Here is a 16,077-nt window from a genome sequence, read left to right on the forward strand (position 1 = left end):
AAACACATCTATGTTTTCTCGACCAGATAGCTTCCTATCAGCAAGGCGTCGAGCGGCGAAGTCCAGAACGATTCCAGAGCATCCCGCGGGCTGCATACAACCGGCTCGCCCCGTGTATTGAAGGAAGTATTCACCAGCACCGGCACGCCGGTCCTTGCTTCAAATTCCGTCAGCAAATCATGCAGCAAAGGATTTTGCTGTGCGTTGACAGTTTGCACACGGGCTGTGCCATCCGTATGGCGCACGGCCGGAATGAGATCGGCCTTTTCAGGCAGTACATCAAACACAAACAGCATGAAGGGTGCGTCGATCCTGGGCTTACCGCGGCTGTCGAACCATTGATGCGCACGTTCTTCGAGCACGACCGGCGCCACCGGCCTGAAGTCTTCCCGGTCCTTGAGTTCGTTAAGGCGCGCCTGCATGGCGCTGTCTCGGGGAGAAGCCAGGATGGAGCGCGCGCCCAATGCCCTGGGGCCGAATTCCATACGCCCTTGAAACCAGGCGATGACCTTCTCTTCTGCCAGCAACTCGGCGGCGGTTTCGGCCACATTGGTCAGCTTGCGGTGCTTTACGCCCGAGCGCGCCAAGAATGCGCCGATCTCACCGTCGTCATAGCGCGGCCCCAGATAAGCGTTGTCCATGGCCCATCGGGAACTGCCGTCTTCGCGCTGCAGCCGGTCCAGCCATAGCGCGGCACCCAGCGACGTGCCTGCGTCGCCCGCCGCGGGCTGCACCCAGATACTCTCGAAAGGACCGTGCTTGGCGAGATGGGAATTGAGTACACAGTTCAGCGCTACACCGCCCGCCATGCACAGGTTCCGCGACCGCGTTTGCCGGTACAGCCAGTTGGCCATTTCCAGCACAGTCTCCTCGAGGACTTTTTGCAAGGAATGGGCAATATCGCTATGCCGCGGCAAGAACTCCGTGCCGCGTACCCGGGCAGGTCCGAATGTTTCTTCCCATCGGCAGGGATGCAGCGTGTAGCCTCCGTCGCCGTCGTATTGCAGTATCTGCCGAAATTCATTCAAGTACGCCGGCTTGCCGTAGGAGGCCAGCGCCATGACTTTATATTCATCGGACGAATGCAAGAAGCCAAGATAGCGCGTCACGTCTTCATACAGCAGTCCCAGCGAATGCGGCAGGCAGACCTGCCGGAGGCGGTCATAGCGCCCGTCCGCATAGTGCCCATAGCTCGTGGTCGTGTGTTCGCCGCGACCGTCCATCGTCAGAACTGCCGACTCTTTGTAGGGCGCGGCCAAAAAGGCGCTGGCTTCGTGGCATAGATGATGTTCAAGAAACTTCCAGCGCTCCATGACGTGCGCCAGCGTATCGGACCGGAATCGCTTTTGCAGATGCAGCGGCACTCCGTCGATAAGCTGGCGCGGCGCATTCACAATGCTGGAAAGAAACAGCCCGTCCCACGGGGACCCGCGGCCCTGCCACTGCGCCGACGGCTCCAACGGCAATTCAATGCGGCCTTCTGGCGCTATATCGTCCTTAAGCAGCGCCGGATCGAAGGCATAGACGATATGGTCCACATCCGCCAGATCGCATCCCGCTTCCGCAAGGCAATAGTCCACGGCGTAGTAAGGCAATTGCCAAGTGGAAAAAGGGACTGGGCGCTTGCCATGCTTTACCCGCGTGTAGCGCTCCTCTTCTACAGCCGCCAGCACTACGCCGTCACGCACAATGGATGCGGAGCAGTCGTGAAATGTCGCATTGATACCCAGGGTCAGCATGTAAGTTCCATCCTATGATCGGTTCATGGCAGGACTGTTTCGGGCATGAACTGGCGCGCCACAAGCTTGCTTGCGGCGTTCAGGTCCGGCACACAATAATCAGACACACGCCATTCATTCATAAGCCACTCTGTTTCATTGCCGTTGTCGACCAGTACGGTGCGGCATCCCGCGCGGCGCCCCGCCTCGATATCATTGACAATGTCACCGATAAGCCAGGAGCGATGCAGATCAAGTTGGTGCCTTTCAGCGGCAGTAATCAATAGGCCTGGCGCAGGCTTTCGACACGCGCAGGAATGCGCGTAGGCCAGCAGAGTCCCATCCGGGTGGTGCGGACAAAAGTAGAAGCCGCTTAAGGTGGCGCCCACTGTTTCGAACATACGGCTTAGCCGCGTCCGCATTCCATAGAGTTCATCGAAGCCGAATTTTCCAAGCGCGATGCCGGGCTGATTCGTTATGACGATAAGCGGCAGCCGCAATTGCGCCAGCCGTGCAAGACCCTGTTCGGCGCCGGGCGCGAATATCATTTTCTCTGGGTCCACATTGTATGGAACGTCCCGCAGCACCGTTCCATCCTTGTCCAGAAAAATGGCCGGCGTCAGGGCCATGATGTTTCCTTCATGGGCAGCACCATCACTTCGGGTATCACCGTCTGCGCGGGCTGCGTCAGCACGAACTTGACCGCTCGTGCGACATTGTCCGGGTCCTGCAGGAGATCAACGTCGATATCGGGAAACCGGTCGAGCAGGAATGGCGTGCGCATGCCGCCGGCTATCACCGCCGACACCTTGATGCCCATCACGCGCAGCTCGGCGTGCAAGGCATGGGTAAGTCCCATCAATCCCCATTTGCTGGCGTGGTAGGCGCTGGCATTCGGCCAGGCGCGGCGCGCAGCTGTTGAGGCAATATTGACGATATGCCCGCCGGACGACATGTGCGCCAGCCCATGCTTGGCAAGCAAGAATGGGCCAGTAAGATTGGTGGCCAGTACGCGGTGCCAATCCGATGTTTCCATTTCGCGTATGCCTATCGTCACATCCACGCCCGCGTTATTCACAATAGCATCGAGCCGGCCACATTGATCCACCGTGCGTTGCAGGACCTCGATAATGGCCTGCTCGTCCGTGACGTCCATTGTGAAAGCATGCGCAGCACCGCCTGTCTGGTTGATTTCATCGGCAACTTTGCTTGATGAAATCCGGTTGACGTCGACGACCGCCACTTGCGCTCCCTCCTGGGCCAACAGTTTGCAAATCGCGGCACCCAATCCCCTGCCTCCGCCAGTCACCAAAATCACACGGTCGGCAAGGCTCTCGTAATCGTACGCATCCATTCTCGCTCCATCTCAGTGGTATATCGCAGCCCCTATGCAGGGAGATTTAGTGGTCGGCCACTGTGCTATGTGACAATGGGCAAAGGCTCGGCCGCATGCATTCGCCATGCTGCCGGGCTATGGCATTCCAGACCGCCGAATATGTCGGCAAGCTCCGAGGCCACTCGTTTCCAGGTGAACAGGCCTCGAGCGCGCAGGGCGCCGGCACGCCCCATTTGCGCTGCCAGCAGACGGTCCTTGGCAAGGATGGCGAGCTTCGCCGCCAACGCATGGGGATCTTTCGGCGGGACCAGATACCCGGTCTTGCCGTCCACGACCGTGTACTTGATGCCGCCCGTGTCGGCGCCGATAACCGGCCGGCGGCAAGCCATGGCCTCGACCGGTGTAATGCCGAAAGGCTCATACCACGGCGTTGTCACGAACACGTCCGCGGCGCTGTAATAGCGGCTTAATACATTGCGGCCGCGGCTCCCGGTAAACTCGACAAAGTCCGCGACCTTTTCTTCTTTCGCAATTTGTCGCAGGCGCTCGAATTCGGCCGCGTCGTCCGAGTTGAGGTCTGAAAAATTGCCGCCCACGACGCACAGCCGGGCGTCCGTACCGTAGTTGCGACGCAGGCGTGCCAAGGCGCGTATGACATTGTCTATGCCTTTGCGAGGCACCATGCGGCCTAGTTGAAGAAGATAGAAAGTATCAGGATTCCAGCCGAGCATTTCCCGCGCCTCCTTCGTTTCCAGCGGGACGAGTTCGTCTGGATCGTAGCCGCAAGGAACCATGCTGATGCGGCCGGGGTCCGCGTCGTACAACTCTATCAAGTCCAGCTTGTCTTGCGGACACTCGGCGACAATACAATCGGCATCGCGCACGATGCTTTCTTCAATGGAAAAGCGGCGATCAGAAAAATGGTCGTTCTGCGCTTGATGAAGGCGTCGAACTTTACCCAGCGCGTGAAAGGTTATCGCCAGCGGCGTGCCCGTCTGTTTGGCCAAAGGCAACGCCGCCATGGCCGACATGAAAAAATTGGCGTGAATCACATCGTATTGCAGCGCATGTTCGCATACATAGGAACGCATGTAGTCGCCGAACTCATCCATATAGGGCAGTAGGCTCTCCTTGGGCAAGTGGGTGGCAGGACCGGCAGGCACATGGACAATGCGGACGTTATTTTCCCAATCGATCTGGCCGGGCATGTAAGGGTTGTCCAACCGCGTAAAAACGTCGACGCAATGGCCCTGGCGCGCCAGCTCGCGCGCGACATTGGCCACATAGACGTTTTGCCCTCCGCTGTCCACGCCGCCCAATTGGGCCAGCGGGGATGCGTGCTCGCTGACAATTGCTATTTTTTGCATTTTTGGTCTCCGGTTATTGCTTCGATGGAGAACCCACAGCAGGTTTCATGCCCGCCCGCGTTCCATGGTGATTTGCATAAAACCAGGTGAATTCCGCCCCCAGCAAGAACACCTGGGCCGCGTAGTACACCCAGATAAGCACGATGACGAGCGATCCGGCGGCCGTCAATGAAGAGACCGTAGAGCTTTTGCCGACGTACAAACCAATAAGCAATTTCCCGATCTCGAACAAGACGCCGGTGACAATGGCGCCAACCCACACGTCGCGCCACGCAATCGAAGCCTGGGGCATGTACTTGAAAATCACGGCGAACAGCGTTGTCGATATCGCGAGCGAAGCCAATGTATTCAAGGCCTGCAAAAGCACCTCCCAACCCGGAAACAGCCCGGAGATCCATGCGCCGAACGCGGCAAGGGCGGCTCCTATCGCCAGCGACACCAAAAGCAGGAAGCTCATGCCCAGTACCAGACCAAGCGACAGCAGCCGCGCGCGCAGCATGCGCCACCATCCGGCTGTGTGTTCAAGGGCCGGCACCTTCCAGATGCGATCCAGCGCGCTTTGCAATTCCGCAAAAACGCGTGTTGCGCCAACAAGCAGAATGAACGCGCTTACGATGGTTGCCGTCACACCCTGCATCGGCCTGTCGGCACTACGGATAAGTTGTTGCACGCTTTCCGCCCCTTGCGAGCCCACAAGCCCGCCCAACTGGCGAATGACCTCGCCGCGCACAGCGTCCTCGCCCCAGATGAAACCCACCGCGGCAATAATAATGATGAGCAAAGGCGCGATGGAAAACAGGGTGTAGAACGCAATTGCCGCGCCCATGCTTGAAGCATCGTCCTCGCTCCAGGCCAGGAACGAACACTTGGCCAGTTGAAAGAACTGTCTGGAAGTCAAAGACATGATCTTCACCCGTTGCTTGCAATCAAGCGGCACGGTCAGGTCGAGAACCTTTGGACAGCAAGTCTTATGCCGCCTTCCCCATTCCCACGCCGGGCTGCGCAAGGCGTCGCGCTGAACCGCCCCTGCCCGATTTGCGCGCTCCCCGCCATTTCAGTTGTGCAGCGTATACAGGAACGCGGCAATGTCGCGCGCGTCCTGGTCGCTGATGCCAAGGTCCGGCATGGCGGTCAACGGATCGACTTCCGCTGGCTGGCGCAGCCAGCGCAGCATGTTCTGGGGAGAATTCGGCAATACTCCGGCAATGTACTTCCGGTCTGCGATACCGGCCAGCGATGGCCCCACATGGTAATTGGCGCCAACTACGCCCGGGATTACATGGCATGTCACGCAGAGATACTGCTGCAAGGCCTTGCGGCCGGCTCCGGCATCGCCAAGGCGAATGCCGCTGTCGGACGCGGGCCCCGATTCGCCTGCGGGCTGTGCCGGCGCAGGTACATGTTGACGATCCCATTGCTTGTAATCGGCGGGCGTGAGCGTGGGCAGTACCTTCATGAATGCCACAACGTCCCATATTTCCTTGTCGTCCATGCGATATTGCCAGGCCGGCATACCGCTCATCTTGATCCCGTTCCGGATAATCCAATGGATCTCCGCCGGGCTCCATTCCTGCGCCGAGGCAACCAGCGATGCCGGTGTCGGCGTCAGGCCAAGCGCAAACGGCTGCGGAGCAATACCCGGCGCGCCGTGGCACTGCACGCAGTGCTCGCGAAAAATCCTGAATCCGCTTTCGACGCGATTGGCGTCATCCAAGCCAGGCTCCGGGACGTCGGCGGTGCGTAACTTGACCGAGCGCCGCAACGAGGTTTCCAGCAGTTGAAACACAAAAGCTGTGTGCTGGGTCGTCGCGCCAACGTCATACACCCCGGTGTAGACTACCAGCGCCCCTCCCGCGGCCGCGACCGCCACGCACGCCGCCACAGTCGCGCCCGCTATGCGTTTCCACCGCCAGCGGCCTCGGCTTTCATCGCAAAGTAAGGAGATACGCCGCAATGTTCTTTGCCTCTTCATCACTCATTCCCATGTCGGGCATAGCGGTAAGCGGATCAACTGCCGCGGGATCGAGCAGCCAGCGCACCAGGTTGGCCGGCGTGTTGGGCAGGACACCGCCTATATAGGCTCGCAACGCCATGTTCTTCAGCGGCGGGCCCACCGCGGAGCCGGGCCCGCTTACCCCCGGCACAGTGTGGCACGCAACGCAGCCGTAGTCGCCGATCAGCCTGCGGCCGCGCCCAGGGTCGGCGCCGGCAAGGTCCGCAGGGCTGCCAAGCGGCGCCAGCGAAGGCGCTTCCGGGCCGCAGGCGGCCAGCAAAAAGCACATGCCTATTCCAAGCAACGCCCGGACGCGCCTGGACGCGGCGGCATCGCGCATGGCGCCGCCCCCGCGCGAATGTAACGGCCACCTTATCCGGCATGCATATTTTCGCAATTGGCTTTCCCTGTAATTGGATGCTTCCAGCAAATTCTTTGCCCAAGCCTTGAACGAAGGCGTCGTTCGGCGGGCGGAGCCCCAGGGCGCTCCGTGTAAATTGTGCAGAATCGGACACACATATCGGCCAGCAACGCCCACCAGCCAGAAGTTTTGACTGCTTCCCCCCTGGGAAGCAGTACCGCGGTATGCAATGTGCTTCGCATCCACCGCAACGCTGCGGCAGCGCAATAATGCCTCCTATCCTCTCCCGTACGGCCCCATATGCCTCTATCGATCCATGCTGCATTTCTCGCCTCGCTGCCTCTAGCCGCAAACGCGGATGTGCAATCGGTTCTTGCTCCCCGCAGCGTGGAGGCGGAGCAGATAGCCGAAATCGGCCGCGTAATGACCATAAGCGCCGCGCTGATCTTTGCCTTGGTGCTTGCGGTACTGGCTCTGGCCTTGCATGGGCCGCCACGGCTGCGTGCAAGGCTGAGCCGGCGCGGCCTGATTGTCGGAGCGGGCGCTATTTTTCCTGTCTTGCTGCTGAGCGCACTGCTCTTCTATACCTTAAGAGCGGGTTCATCCGGTCTTTGGCGCGACACGGAGCCGGCCGCCCGTATCGAGATCACAGGCGAAATGTGGTGGTGGCGCGTCAAGTACCTGGACCAGCAGGGACGGACTTTATTCGAAACGGCAAACGACATCCGCATCCCGGCTGGAGTCCCCGTAGAGTTTGTTCTTAAATCCGACAATGTCATCCATAGCTTCTGGGTACCCAACCTGGCGGGCAAGCTCGACATGGTGCCCAAGCACGTGAACCGTTTGCGCGTGCAGGCGAATGAACCTGGCCTGTTCCGCGGCCAGTGCGCGGAATTCTGCGGAGCCCAGCACGCCAAGATGCTGTTCGACGTGCATGCATTGCCTGTCGACGATTTCCTGGCTTGGACGACGGCGCAACGCCAGCCGGCAAATGAGCCGGCCGACGCCAGGCTTGAAGCAGGCAAGAAAATCGTCATGCAGGCCTGCGCGCAATGCCATACCGTGCGGGGCACCGCGGCATCCGGCACGCTGGGGCCTGACCTGACGCATGTAGGCGGGCGCTCTTCACTGGGCGCGGGCCTACTGCCGAACAACGTCGGCACCCTGGCCGGCTGGCTCGCCGACAACCAGCATATCAAACCGGGCAACCTTATGCCCTCTTTTGATCAGTGGTCAGGGCCCGACCTGCGGCTGGCCGCGCACTACCTGGAAAGCCTAAAGTGAAGCCAAACAACGCCATGGCCGCGCACGGACAGGCGCTGCCCAATCCGCTGCCCCGGCCCGAAGGCGAAGAAGAACAACTGCGGCGCGTCTGGCGCCGCCCACGCGGCTGGCGCGCCGTCACGGTAGTCAACAACACCCACGTTGGCCTGCTGTACGTTGGAACCGCAATGCTGTTCTTTTTGCTTGCCGGTGTGCTGGCGCTGCTGATGCGGACTCAACTGGCCGTCCCGGACAACGGCCTGATCGGCCATGAGCTTTACAACCAGCTGTTCACCATGCATGGCACAGTAATGATGTTTCTTTTTGCTGTGCCGGCCGTTGAAGCAGTAGCAATGCTTATCCTGCCCAACATGCTGGGTGCGCGGGACTTGCCCTTTCCCCGCCTCTCCGCCTATTCCTACTGGGCCTACGCGGTGGGCGGCATCGTTTTCTTTTGCAGCATCTTCGCCGGGCTGGCGCCCGATGGGGGCTGGTTCATGTACCCACCGCTGACCAGCTCCGCCTATTCGCCGGCGCTCAATGCGGACCTCTGGCTTCTGGGTATTGGCTTCATAGAAATATCCGCGATAGCGGGCGCCATCGAGCTGGCGACAGGCATCCTGCGCACCCGTGCGCCCGGCATGACGCTGGACAGAATGCCGATATTTGCGTGGGTAATGCTGGTGTTCTCGGGCATGGTGATTGTTGCCTTCCCGGCCGTCATCGTCGCCACCGCGCTGTTGGAACTGGAGCGTGCCTTCGGCATGCCGTTCTTTATTGCGGAAAAAGGCGGCGACCCATTGCTATGGCAGCACCTATTCTGGTTTTTCGGCCATCCCGAGGTCTATATTATTTTCTTGCCGGGTGCCGGCATGGTGTCGATGATCATTCCCGCCATGACCGGCCAACGACTGGTGGGCTATCGCCTGATTGTGCTGGCAGTCGTTGCAACCGGATTCCTGAGCTTTGGCCTTTGGGTGCACCATATGTTCGCCACCGGCATTCCGCGGCTGTCGCTCAGCTTTGCGTCGGCGGCAAGCATGGCGGTGTCCGTTCCGACAGGAATACAGGTCTTTGCCTGGCTTGCAACCATCGCGTCGGCCAGGCGGCTTCGGCCCCTGAAAACCCCTATGCTGTTTATTCTGGGGTTTTTCTTCATCTTTGTCCTGGGCGGGCTCACCGGCGTTATGGTGGCGGTGATTCCGTTCGACCTTCAGGCCCATGACACCTATTTCATCGTGGCCCATTTGCACTATGTGCTGTTCGGCGGCATGGTGTTTCCGCTGTTCGCGGCCTTTTATTACTGGGCACCGTTCGTAAGCTCGCGCGTGTTGTCCGACCGCCTTGGGCGCTGGACGTTCTGGTTGATGTTTCTTGGCTTTAATATCAGCTTCTTTCCCATGCATTTCACCGGATTGGCCGGAATGCCCAGGCGGGTATATACCTATGCGGACAGCAGTGGATGGGGAGCGTTCAACATGATCTCTACGGTAGGCGCATACATGATCGCCGCCGGTGTGCTGGTATTTCTGTTCGATCTGGCGCGCAACCTGCGTCCGGACAATAATAAAAATGCCGGTAATGTCTGGCAAGCCGGCACTCTTGAATGGCTGCCAAGCTGTAACTTCGGCCCTCGCAGCGTGCCGCTCGTGACCAGTCGCGAACCTCTTTGGGATCAAGCCAATTTGGCCGAGGACGTAAAAGCGGGGCGCTATTACCTGCCCAACGCACCTACCGGCCAACGCTCTTCGCTTATTACCAGCGCCATCGAAGCTCGGCCGGAATATCTGCTGGAGCTTCCCGGGCCAGGGTGGCCGCCTTTTGTTGCAGCGCTAGGCACAGCTGGTTTCTTCCTGCTGTTGACCTTCAAGATGCATGCCTTGGCAGCCGCCTGCGGCCTGCTGGCGCTGGCGATGATATGGCGCTGGCTGTGGGATGCCGATGCCAGGCCGGAGCGCCCGCATGTCAATATCGGCGGCGGCATATATGTACCGGTATCTTGCAGAGGCAGCGCGTCTCACTCGTGGTGGGCCATGATCATTCTTGTCATGGTGTGCGCCAGCATCTTCGGCGCAATGACATTCGCATACTTGTTTCTGTGGATCACCTCGCCGCAAGTATGGCCCGAAGCCGCCCGGCTCCCCACTGCTGCATTGCCGATTATCTCGGCGTTCCTGTTTGCCTGCAGTAGTGCCATATTGGCGTGGATCGGGAGTCGTTTACGTCGGCCGGGCCAAAGCCTCCTGCGTGTGGGCCTGGCAATTTCCATGCTGATGCTGGCGGCCGGCATTGGCCTGGAAGCCTATGGCCAGTGGCAGACCGGCCTGCGGCCGCAAGACAGTGCATACGCGGCAGGCGTCTATGCCGTGGTGGGGCTGCAGTGCGTATTGACCGCCGTCCTTGTCTATATGGGGATGTTTACGATTGCGCGCTCGCTGTGCGGAAGGCTGAGCGCCGTGCGGCGCGCCTGCTACGACAGCACGGCGATACTCTGGCACTACACGGTAGCCCAAGGCCTGGTCGCGCTTGGACTATTGCACGGTTTTGCCCGTCTAGCCGGGTGATCGCATGCGAACCGGCTTCTCGCGCACTTTCTTGTTTATGCTGGCCGGCCCGCTTATTTGGGCGGCGCACCTCTTGTTCATCTACTCGGTACACGGAACAGTCTGCGCCCGGCCGGCTTGGCATGGCGCCTGGGCCGGAATACCGGCGCCGTTGGTTATTCTTGTTGCCGGCCTGCTGGCACTGGCAACGATGGCGGCCGTCTATCTGCGCCTGCACAAGCATATGCCGCGCGTCGCGACTGCACGCTTCATTCCGTGGCTTGCCGGCGCGCTCAATCTGCTCTCTGCCGTCGCCATCGTCTGGGAGTCCCTGGCTGTGCTGCTGGTGCCCGCCTGCGGATAGCCGCTGCACTGGCCGCGGTGGCAATTAACTCTACCGTCCTGGTCACCACCTACTGAACACGATCACGCAATTCGGTCACGCCTTCGCCAACGGCGCAATGATCGCAGCAAAACATTCGCCCGGCTTTCTCCAGCCCATGCCTGAACCGACGCAAGGACATCCTGGTATAAAGGCGGCTTACTTGGAATCACAGCATGACACGCATAAATTGTGTACCGGTCCAGGAACTTAGCGGACCGCATCTTATCGCCGAGTACCGCGAACTGCCCCGCGTTTTCGCGCTGGCGCAGAAGGCTGCGCAAAGGGGAAACATCCGGCAGCCGCCCGCGTATACCCTTGGGAAAGGCCATCTTTTGTTCTTCTATACGCGGCTGGGCTATCTTGCCCGCCGGCATGTTGAATTGGTGCACGAAATGAAGCGGCGCGGATACAAACCAACCTACCAGGGCGTTCAGCGCACGGATTTCCCTTGCATTCCCGATGAGTATTGGAATGAGTGGCGCCCGACCGCACAAGCGCTGCAAATGAATCGCGCAAGAATCGAAGAACGCAGCGGCAAACAACCCATCGAGCCGTAGAACCTGCAAATCCATGTGGCCGCAATCCCCGCCATTACCGCGACTTACGTTAGCCAGTTCTCATTGACAGATTGAAACAAATTTTATGTGTACACCGTACACTCAGCCTTCCATAATTTCACACACGCACACCGCAGCACAGCGGTATTTGCGCTCGATTTCACCCGCAGGGGCCATGGAGGAATGAAATGATGAAGCCAGCAAAAAACACGATTTGCCTTTGGTATGACGGGACCGCCGAAGACGCCGCCCGCTTTTATGCCAAGACATTTCCCGATTCGTCCATCGACGCGGTACACCGCGCGCCGGGAGACTATCCGTCAGGCAAGCAAGGCGACGTCCTGACGGTTGAATTCACGGTGCTGGGAATCCCATGCCTGGGACTCAACGGCGGCCCCGCCTTCAAGCACAGCGAAGCCTTCTCGTTCCAGGTCTGCACGGAGGACCAGGAGGAAACCGATCGCTATTGGAATGCGATAGTCGGCAACGGCGGCCAGGAGAGCGACTGCGGCTGGTGCAAGGACAAATGGGGACTTTCGTGGCAGATCACGCCAAGGGTTTTGACCGAGGCCTTCACTGGCGCAGATCGCGCCGCGGCCAAACGCGCGTTCGACGCCATGATGCAGATGAAGAAAATCGACGTCGCTGCGATCGAGGCAGCGCAGCGCGGCTAAGGGCCATAAAGCCTTCCACAAGCGGCGCAACGTTCAATCGCGACACAATTGTCACTCCCAGGGTTTGGGGATTTGGCGCTAAAACATGTGTACGACGATGAAGCAAGGGAATTTCGCAAGGCACAACCAGCGAAAGAAGGTTTAGCGGCGGAATACACCGGACATGCCAACTGAAGGAGCGCAACCATGAACGATCTCAATACAGACAAGCAACTCACGATGAACACGCCGCCCGTGGTATCGCCCGAGGGGTGGCGGGCGGCGCACAGCCAGATGCTGGTGAAGGAAAAGGCCATGACGCGCGCCCGCGACGCCCTGGTCGCCGAACGGCGACGGATGCCGTGGATGGCTGCCGACAAGGCATATGAATTCATAGGGCCCGAGGGCAAGGTCAGCTTGCTCGACCTGTTCGAAGGCCGACGACAGTTGGTCGTGTATCGCGCCTTCTTCGAGCCCGGCGTGCACGGCTGGCCCGAGCATGCGTGCATCGGCTGCTCGCTGGGCGCCGACCAAGTCTCGAACCTTGCCCACCTGCATGCGCGCGACACAACGCTGGTGTATGCCTCCCGTGCCCCACAGGCCGACATCGCTCGCCTGAAGGCGCGAATGGGATGGCAGCATATTCCCTGGTATACGATCACGGACAGCTTCGACAAAGACTTCGGCATCGACGAGTGGCATGGCCACAACGCCTTCATCCGCGACGGCAAGCAAGTATTCCGTACATACTTTATTAATGGCCGCGGTGACGAGGCAATGGGCACCGTCTGGAGCTATCTCGACATGACCGCGCTTGGGCGCCAGGAGCTATGGGAGGATTCGCCGGAGGGCTATCCGCAAAGCCCGCTGTACAAATGGTGGAACTGGAATGACAGCTACGTACCGGGTGCTCCGGTCGACCCAAAATGGGACGCGGTGTCTGAAGCCGGCGAAGCTGCTTTCCGCAACAAGAAAGCGGACGCCGCATCATGACCGGCATCGTGAGCCAGACCTGCGACAGCGCACCGCGCCAACAGCCCGGCGATAGCCGGGGCGCCCGCGCAGTCGCCCCCCGCCTCGCCAGTGCACTATATTTGGCCGCCACACCGACCTTCGCGCTGATGGCGGTACTCACGGGCCTGAGCAACGACCCCTTAAGCCAGATCTGCTCCGGCGGCTCCGGTCCGCTGCCAAACGGAATGCTGGCGATGTACCTGCTGATGAGCGTGTTTCATTCGCCCGCGTGGTTCAAGCTGCTGACTGGCCGCTGAGGCCCGCAAGACAACAAAAACCCGCAGAGCATTTAGCTGTGCGGGTTTTTTGGTTTCCTGGATGTATTCTTGGCGGACAGAGGGGGATTCGAACCCCCGATACGCTATTCACGTATACACGCTTTCCAGGCGTGCGCCTTCAACCGCTCGGCCACCTGTCCTTTTCGCTTTTGTGCAAAGCGAAGTCCGCCATTCTAACAGAATTGGCTGGCTTTGGTTTTTGGCGGCTACTTTCCGCGCAGAAGCTGTGCGCCCATCATGCGCTCGACATAGCGGGCGATCATGTCTATTTCCAGGTTGACCGGTGTGCCGGCACGCAGGTTTTTCAAGGTGGTTACCTGTACGGTATGCGGAATCAGGTTGATGCGGATCTCGCAGCCGTCAGCCTGGTCGTCGACCTGATTGACGGTAAGGCTTACGCCATTGACGGTAATGGAACCTTTGTAGGCCAGGTACTTGGCCAGTTTGGCCGGCACATGGATACGCAGGTCCCATGATTCGCCAACGGGTTCGAAGTGCGTGACCTTGCCCAGGCCGTCGACGTGGCCGGACACCAGGTGGCCATCCAGCGAGTCGCCCAGTTTCAGGGCGTGCTCGAGATTGACTTCGCCAGCGGTATCCAGGCCGGTGGTGAGGTTCAGGCTTTCGCGCGAGACGTCGACCTTGAAGGTGTTGCCCGAGAATTCGACCACAGTCATACAAGCGCCCTGGATGGCGATTGAGTCGCCCAGCCGGGTGGCGGCCAATGAAAAGCCCGGCGCCTGGATGGTAAGGCGCACGCCGGCCTCATCGCTGCCGCCCTGCAATGGCGAAACATCAACGACCTTTCCAACGGCGGCAACAATCCCAGTAAACATTATTCACTTTCCTTTTAACTATGGCAGACAACAAACATCGCCTGCCATCAATAAGTTACGCATTTCAGGCAAAGCCTGACAGCAGTGTAGAACCTGAAGCGCTGATGGCCGGCGTGTGTGCGGCCTGTGATCAAGGGCCGCCAACTGCCTTCAGCAACTCCTGCCAGCGCGAGCCAAGCCGCGCCCGCAAACGCACATCAGCTCCCATGGCCAAGGTTTCGAAGAACTCGAAGCGCAAGGCTTGGTCTAGCGTTTCCATGGCTTGCAACTGGTACATGCCCAGCCCCTGACCCAGCACAATAGGTGCAAGATACACCAGCAACTCGTCGACGCAACCGGACTGAAGCAAAGCGCCGTTAAGCCGTGCCCCGCCTTCGACATGGACTTCATTGACCTCGTGCTGGCCCAGCCAGCGCATGACGGCCGGCAAATCGACGCCGCCATTGCGTCCGGGCATCACGACCACCTGTGCATTGAGCTGGGCCAAGCGCGCGGATTTTTCCGGGTTGTCGTTGCAGGTGAATATCCAGGTCTTGGAGCCGTCGAGCAAGCGCGCTTTTTCATCGATTTCCAGCCGGGTATCGATAATTGCTTTGATGGGCTGGCGCGTAGTGGCAACATCCCGCACGCTTAATTGGGGGTTGTCGGCACGCACGGTACCCAGGCCACTTAACACTACGCAACTGCGCGCACGCCAATGATGGCCGTCGGCCCGCGCCTGCGGGCCGGTAATCCATTGCGAGACGCCATTGCGCAAAGCCGTTTGGCCATCGAGCGACGCGGCGGATTTCAGCCAAAGCCACGGCGTACCGCGCGTCATGCGCGCAACAAAGCCGGGATTTACCGCAAGCGCCTGCTCGGTGCACACCGAAGTTGCCACCTGAATACCGGCCGCCCGCAGCCGCGCGATGCCCTGTCCTGCCACCAACGGGTTGGGGTCAGCCATGGCGACGACCACACGTGCCGGCGCGGCTTTGACCAGGGCGTCCGCACAAGGCGGCGTGCGGCCATGATGGCTGCATGGTTCCAGCGTGACATAAAAAGTTGCGCCTTTGACATCGAGCCCGCGCTCTTGCGCCTGGCGCAGCGCCATGACTTCGGCGTGAGGCCCGCCGGCCTGCTGCGTTACCCCCGAGGCCAGCAACTGGCCCTCTTTGACGATGAGGCAAGCAACGCGCGGATTGGGCGCGGTAATGTAAAGCGACTGGTGGCTTAGCTCTATGGCCTGCATCATCCAGCGTTCATCGTCGGCTGCCGCAACGGAAATGGAGGAGCCCGCCTCGTTCATGGTTCAGCCGCGCTTGGGCTTGGAGGCCGCCGGCACATTGATTTCGTCGATGGCCTTGACGAATTCGCCGATATCCTCAAAGCTTTTGTAGACCGAAGCAAAACGCACGTAAGCCACTTGGTCCAGCTTGCGCAGCTCGCCCATGACCAATTCGCCAAGATAGCCCGAGGGCACTTCCCGCAAACCGCTGATAAGCAGCTTTTCTTCAATGCGCGCCACGGCGGCGTCGACATGTTCGGTGCCCACCGGGCGTTTGCGCAGCGCCAGGTTCAGGCTGCCGCGCAGCTTGGCTTCGTCGAATTCGGCGCGCGTCCCGTTGCGCTTGACCACTGCCGGCATGGACAGCTCTGCCCGTTCGTACGTGGTAAAACGCCGGTCGCAGGCAGTACAGCGCCTGCGCCGGCGAATGGCGTCGCCCTCTTCAGAAACTCGCGAGTCGATGACTTGCGTGTCGACGTTGTTGCAGAACGGGCATTTCATGTGGG

At 59.9% G+C, this 16,077-nt stretch carries 17 protein-coding genes and 1 tRNA gene; 7 read left to right on the forward strand and 11 right to left on the reverse strand.

Features of this window, described 5'->3' with window-relative positions; translation table 11 throughout:
* Window positions 1-8 precede the first annotated feature (8 nt).
* The 7 genes from DFR37_RS09280 to DFR37_RS09310 all read right to left on the reverse strand — a co-directional run bounded on the left by DFR37_RS09280 (window position 9) and on the right by DFR37_RS09310 (window position 6,754).
* Window positions 9-1,739 (reverse strand): carbamoyltransferase family protein, encoded by a 1,731-nt coding sequence (locus DFR37_RS09280; RefSeq protein ID WP_113932972.1) that lies wholly within the window; start codon window positions 1,737-1,739, stop codon window positions 9-11.
* A gap of 23 nt (window positions 1,740-1,762) precedes the next feature.
* A complete protein-coding gene (locus DFR37_RS09285; protein WP_113932973.1) occupies window positions 1,763-2,347 on the reverse strand; it encodes a D-glycero-alpha-D-manno-heptose-1,7-bisphosphate 7-phosphatase in 585 nt (194 codons plus the stop codon).
* Complete coding sequence (locus DFR37_RS09290; protein WP_113932974.1) at window positions 2,338-3,072, reverse strand: SDR family oxidoreductase; 735 nt, start codon at window positions 3,070-3,072, stop codon at window positions 2,338-2,340. Before DFR37_RS09290 ends, DFR37_RS09285 begins: the two co-directional genes overlap by 10 nt.
* A 65-nt stretch (window positions 3,073-3,137) precedes the next feature.
* Complete coding sequence (locus DFR37_RS09295; RefSeq protein WP_113932975.1) at window positions 3,138-4,421, reverse strand: glycosyltransferase; 1,284 nt, start codon at window positions 4,419-4,421, stop codon at window positions 3,138-3,140.
* A 13-nt stretch (window positions 4,422-4,434) separates the two neighbouring features.
* The gene (locus DFR37_RS09300) at window positions 4,435-5,325 is read right to left on the reverse strand and encodes a YihY/virulence factor BrkB family protein (protein WP_113932976.1); all 891 of its coding nucleotides are present in this window, start codon (window positions 5,323-5,325) and stop codon (window positions 4,435-4,437) included.
* A 150-nt stretch (window positions 5,326-5,475) separates the two neighbouring features.
* The gene (locus DFR37_RS09305; RefSeq protein ID WP_242341792.1) at window positions 5,476-6,291 is read right to left on the reverse strand and encodes a c-type cytochrome; all 816 of its coding nucleotides are present in this window, start codon (window positions 6,289-6,291) and stop codon (window positions 5,476-5,478) included.
* A 55-nt stretch (window positions 6,292-6,346) separates the two neighbouring features.
* Window positions 6,347-6,754 carry a c-type cytochrome gene (locus DFR37_RS09310; protein WP_242341791.1) on the reverse strand — a complete coding sequence of 136 codons (408 nt, stop codon included), beginning with the start codon at window positions 6,752-6,754 and terminating at the stop codon, window positions 6,347-6,349.
* A gap of 381 nt (window positions 6,755-7,135) precedes the next feature.
* On the opposite strand from DFR37_RS09310, the gene DFR37_RS09315 reads away from it, so the two are divergent.
* From DFR37_RS09315 to DFR37_RS09345, 7 genes are all read left to right on the forward strand, one after another.
* Complete coding sequence (locus tag DFR37_RS09315) at window positions 7,136-8,059, forward strand: cytochrome c oxidase subunit II (protein ID WP_242341790.1); 924 nt, start codon at window positions 7,136-7,138, stop codon at window positions 8,057-8,059.
* 14 nt (window positions 8,060-8,073) lie between these two features.
* Window positions 8,074-10,602 carry a cbb3-type cytochrome c oxidase subunit I gene (locus tag DFR37_RS09320; protein ID WP_113933197.1) on the forward strand — a complete coding sequence of 843 codons (2,529 nt, stop codon included), beginning with the start codon at window positions 8,074-8,076 and terminating at the stop codon, window positions 10,600-10,602.
* Window positions 10,603-10,606: 4 nt separating this feature from the next.
* Window positions 10,607-10,945, forward strand: coding sequence for a hypothetical protein (locus DFR37_RS09325; RefSeq protein WP_113932979.1), 339 nt, complete (start codon window positions 10,607-10,609; stop codon window positions 10,943-10,945).
* 194 nt (window positions 10,946-11,139) lie between these two features.
* The gene (locus DFR37_RS09330) at window positions 11,140-11,523 is read left to right on the forward strand and encodes a pyrimidine dimer DNA glycosylase/endonuclease V (RefSeq protein ID WP_113932980.1); all 384 of its coding nucleotides are present in this window, start codon (window positions 11,140-11,142) and stop codon (window positions 11,521-11,523) included.
* Between the two features lie 188 nt (window positions 11,524-11,711).
* Entirely contained in the window at window positions 11,712-12,197 is a 486-nt protein-coding gene (locus tag DFR37_RS09335; protein ID WP_113932981.1) for a VOC family protein, read from the forward strand.
* A gap of 186 nt (window positions 12,198-12,383) precedes the next feature.
* On the forward strand, window positions 12,384-13,169 hold the full coding sequence (locus DFR37_RS09340; RefSeq protein WP_113932982.1) for a DUF899 domain-containing protein: 786 nt from the start codon (window positions 12,384-12,386) through the stop codon (window positions 13,167-13,169).
* Window positions 13,166-13,447, forward strand: a complete 282-nt coding sequence (locus DFR37_RS09345) for a hypothetical protein (RefSeq protein ID WP_211317235.1) — start codon at window positions 13,166-13,168, stop codon at window positions 13,445-13,447. Before DFR37_RS09340 ends, DFR37_RS09345 begins: the two co-directional genes overlap by 4 nt.
* A gap of 70 nt (window positions 13,448-13,517) precedes the next feature.
* Here DFR37_RS09345 and DFR37_RS09350 read toward each other — a convergent pair.
* The 4 genes from DFR37_RS09350 to nrdR form a co-directional block, all read right to left on the reverse strand.
* Window positions 13,518-13,608 (reverse strand) — tRNA-Ser (locus DFR37_RS09350).
* A gap of 66 nt (window positions 13,609-13,674) precedes the next feature.
* Entirely contained in the window at window positions 13,675-14,304 is a 630-nt protein-coding gene (locus tag DFR37_RS09355) for a riboflavin synthase (RefSeq protein WP_113932983.1), read from the reverse strand.
* 130 nt (window positions 14,305-14,434) lie between these two features.
* Window positions 14,435-15,592, reverse strand: a complete 1,158-nt coding sequence (gene ribD / locus DFR37_RS09360; protein ID WP_242341789.1) for a bifunctional diaminohydroxyphosphoribosylaminopyrimidine deaminase/5-amino-6-(5-phosphoribosylamino)uracil reductase RibD — start codon at window positions 15,590-15,592, stop codon at window positions 14,435-14,437.
* Between the two features lie 3 nt (window positions 15,593-15,595).
* Window positions 15,596-16,072 (reverse strand): transcriptional regulator NrdR, encoded by a 477-nt coding sequence (gene nrdR, locus DFR37_RS09365; RefSeq protein WP_113932984.1) that lies wholly within the window; start codon window positions 16,070-16,072, stop codon window positions 15,596-15,598.
* Window positions 16,073-16,077: the final 5 nt, after the last annotated feature.

It is taken from the genome of Eoetvoesiella caeni (assembly GCF_003315175.1).
GTDB classification, from domain to species: domain Bacteria; phylum Pseudomonadota; class Gammaproteobacteria; order Burkholderiales; family Burkholderiaceae_B; genus Eoetvoesia; species Eoetvoesia caeni.

What these genes read in the sequence shown, in the direction of transcription:
- DFR37_RS09280 (WP_113932972.1), bottom strand. Translation starts at nt 1,739, where the DNA reads ATGCTGACCCTGGGTATCAATGCGACATTTCACGACTGCTCCGCATCC.
- DFR37_RS09285 (WP_113932973.1), bottom strand. Translation starts at nt 2,347, where the DNA reads ATGGCCCTGACGCCGGCCATTTTTCTGGACAAGGATGGAACGGTGCTG.
- DFR37_RS09290 (WP_113932974.1), bottom strand. Translation starts at nt 3,072, where the DNA reads ATGGATGCGTACGATTACGAGAGCCTTGCCGACCGTGTGATTTTGGTG.
- DFR37_RS09295 (WP_113932975.1), bottom strand. Translation starts at nt 4,421, where the DNA reads ATGCAAAAAATAGCAATTGTCAGCGAGCACGCATCCCCGCTGGCCCAA.
- DFR37_RS09300 (WP_113932976.1), bottom strand. Translation starts at nt 5,325, where the DNA reads ATGTCTTTGACTTCCAGACAGTTCTTTCAACTGGCCAAGTGTTCGTTC.
- DFR37_RS09310 (WP_242341791.1), bottom strand. Translation starts at nt 6,754, where the DNA reads ATGCGCGATGCCGCCGCGTCCAGGCGCGTCCGGGCGTTGCTTGGAATA.
- DFR37_RS09320 (WP_113933197.1), top strand. Translation starts at nt 8,074, where the DNA reads ATGGCCGCGCACGGACAGGCGCTGCCCAATCCGCTGCCCCGGCCCGAA.
- DFR37_RS09325 (WP_113932979.1), top strand. Translation starts at nt 10,607, where the DNA reads ATGCGAACCGGCTTCTCGCGCACTTTCTTGTTTATGCTGGCCGGCCCG.
- DFR37_RS09330 (WP_113932980.1), top strand. Translation starts at nt 11,140, where the DNA reads ATGACACGCATAAATTGTGTACCGGTCCAGGAACTTAGCGGACCGCAT.
- DFR37_RS09335 (WP_113932981.1), top strand. Translation starts at nt 11,712, where the DNA reads ATGATGAAGCCAGCAAAAAACACGATTTGCCTTTGGTATGACGGGACC.
- DFR37_RS09340 (WP_113932982.1), top strand. Translation starts at nt 12,384, where the DNA reads ATGAACGATCTCAATACAGACAAGCAACTCACGATGAACACGCCGCCC.
- DFR37_RS09345 (WP_211317235.1), top strand. Translation starts at nt 13,166, where the DNA reads ATGACCGGCATCGTGAGCCAGACCTGCGACAGCGCACCGCGCCAACAG.
- DFR37_RS09355 (WP_113932983.1), bottom strand. Translation starts at nt 14,304, where the DNA reads ATGTTTACTGGGATTGTTGCCGCCGTTGGAAAGGTCGTTGATGTTTCG.
- ribD (WP_242341789.1), bottom strand. Translation starts at nt 15,592, where the DNA reads ATGAACGAGGCGGGCTCCTCCATTTCCGTTGCGGCAGCCGACGATGAA.
- nrdR (WP_113932984.1), bottom strand. Translation starts at nt 16,072, where the DNA reads ATGAAATGCCCGTTCTGCAACAACGTCGACACGCAAGTCATCGACTCG.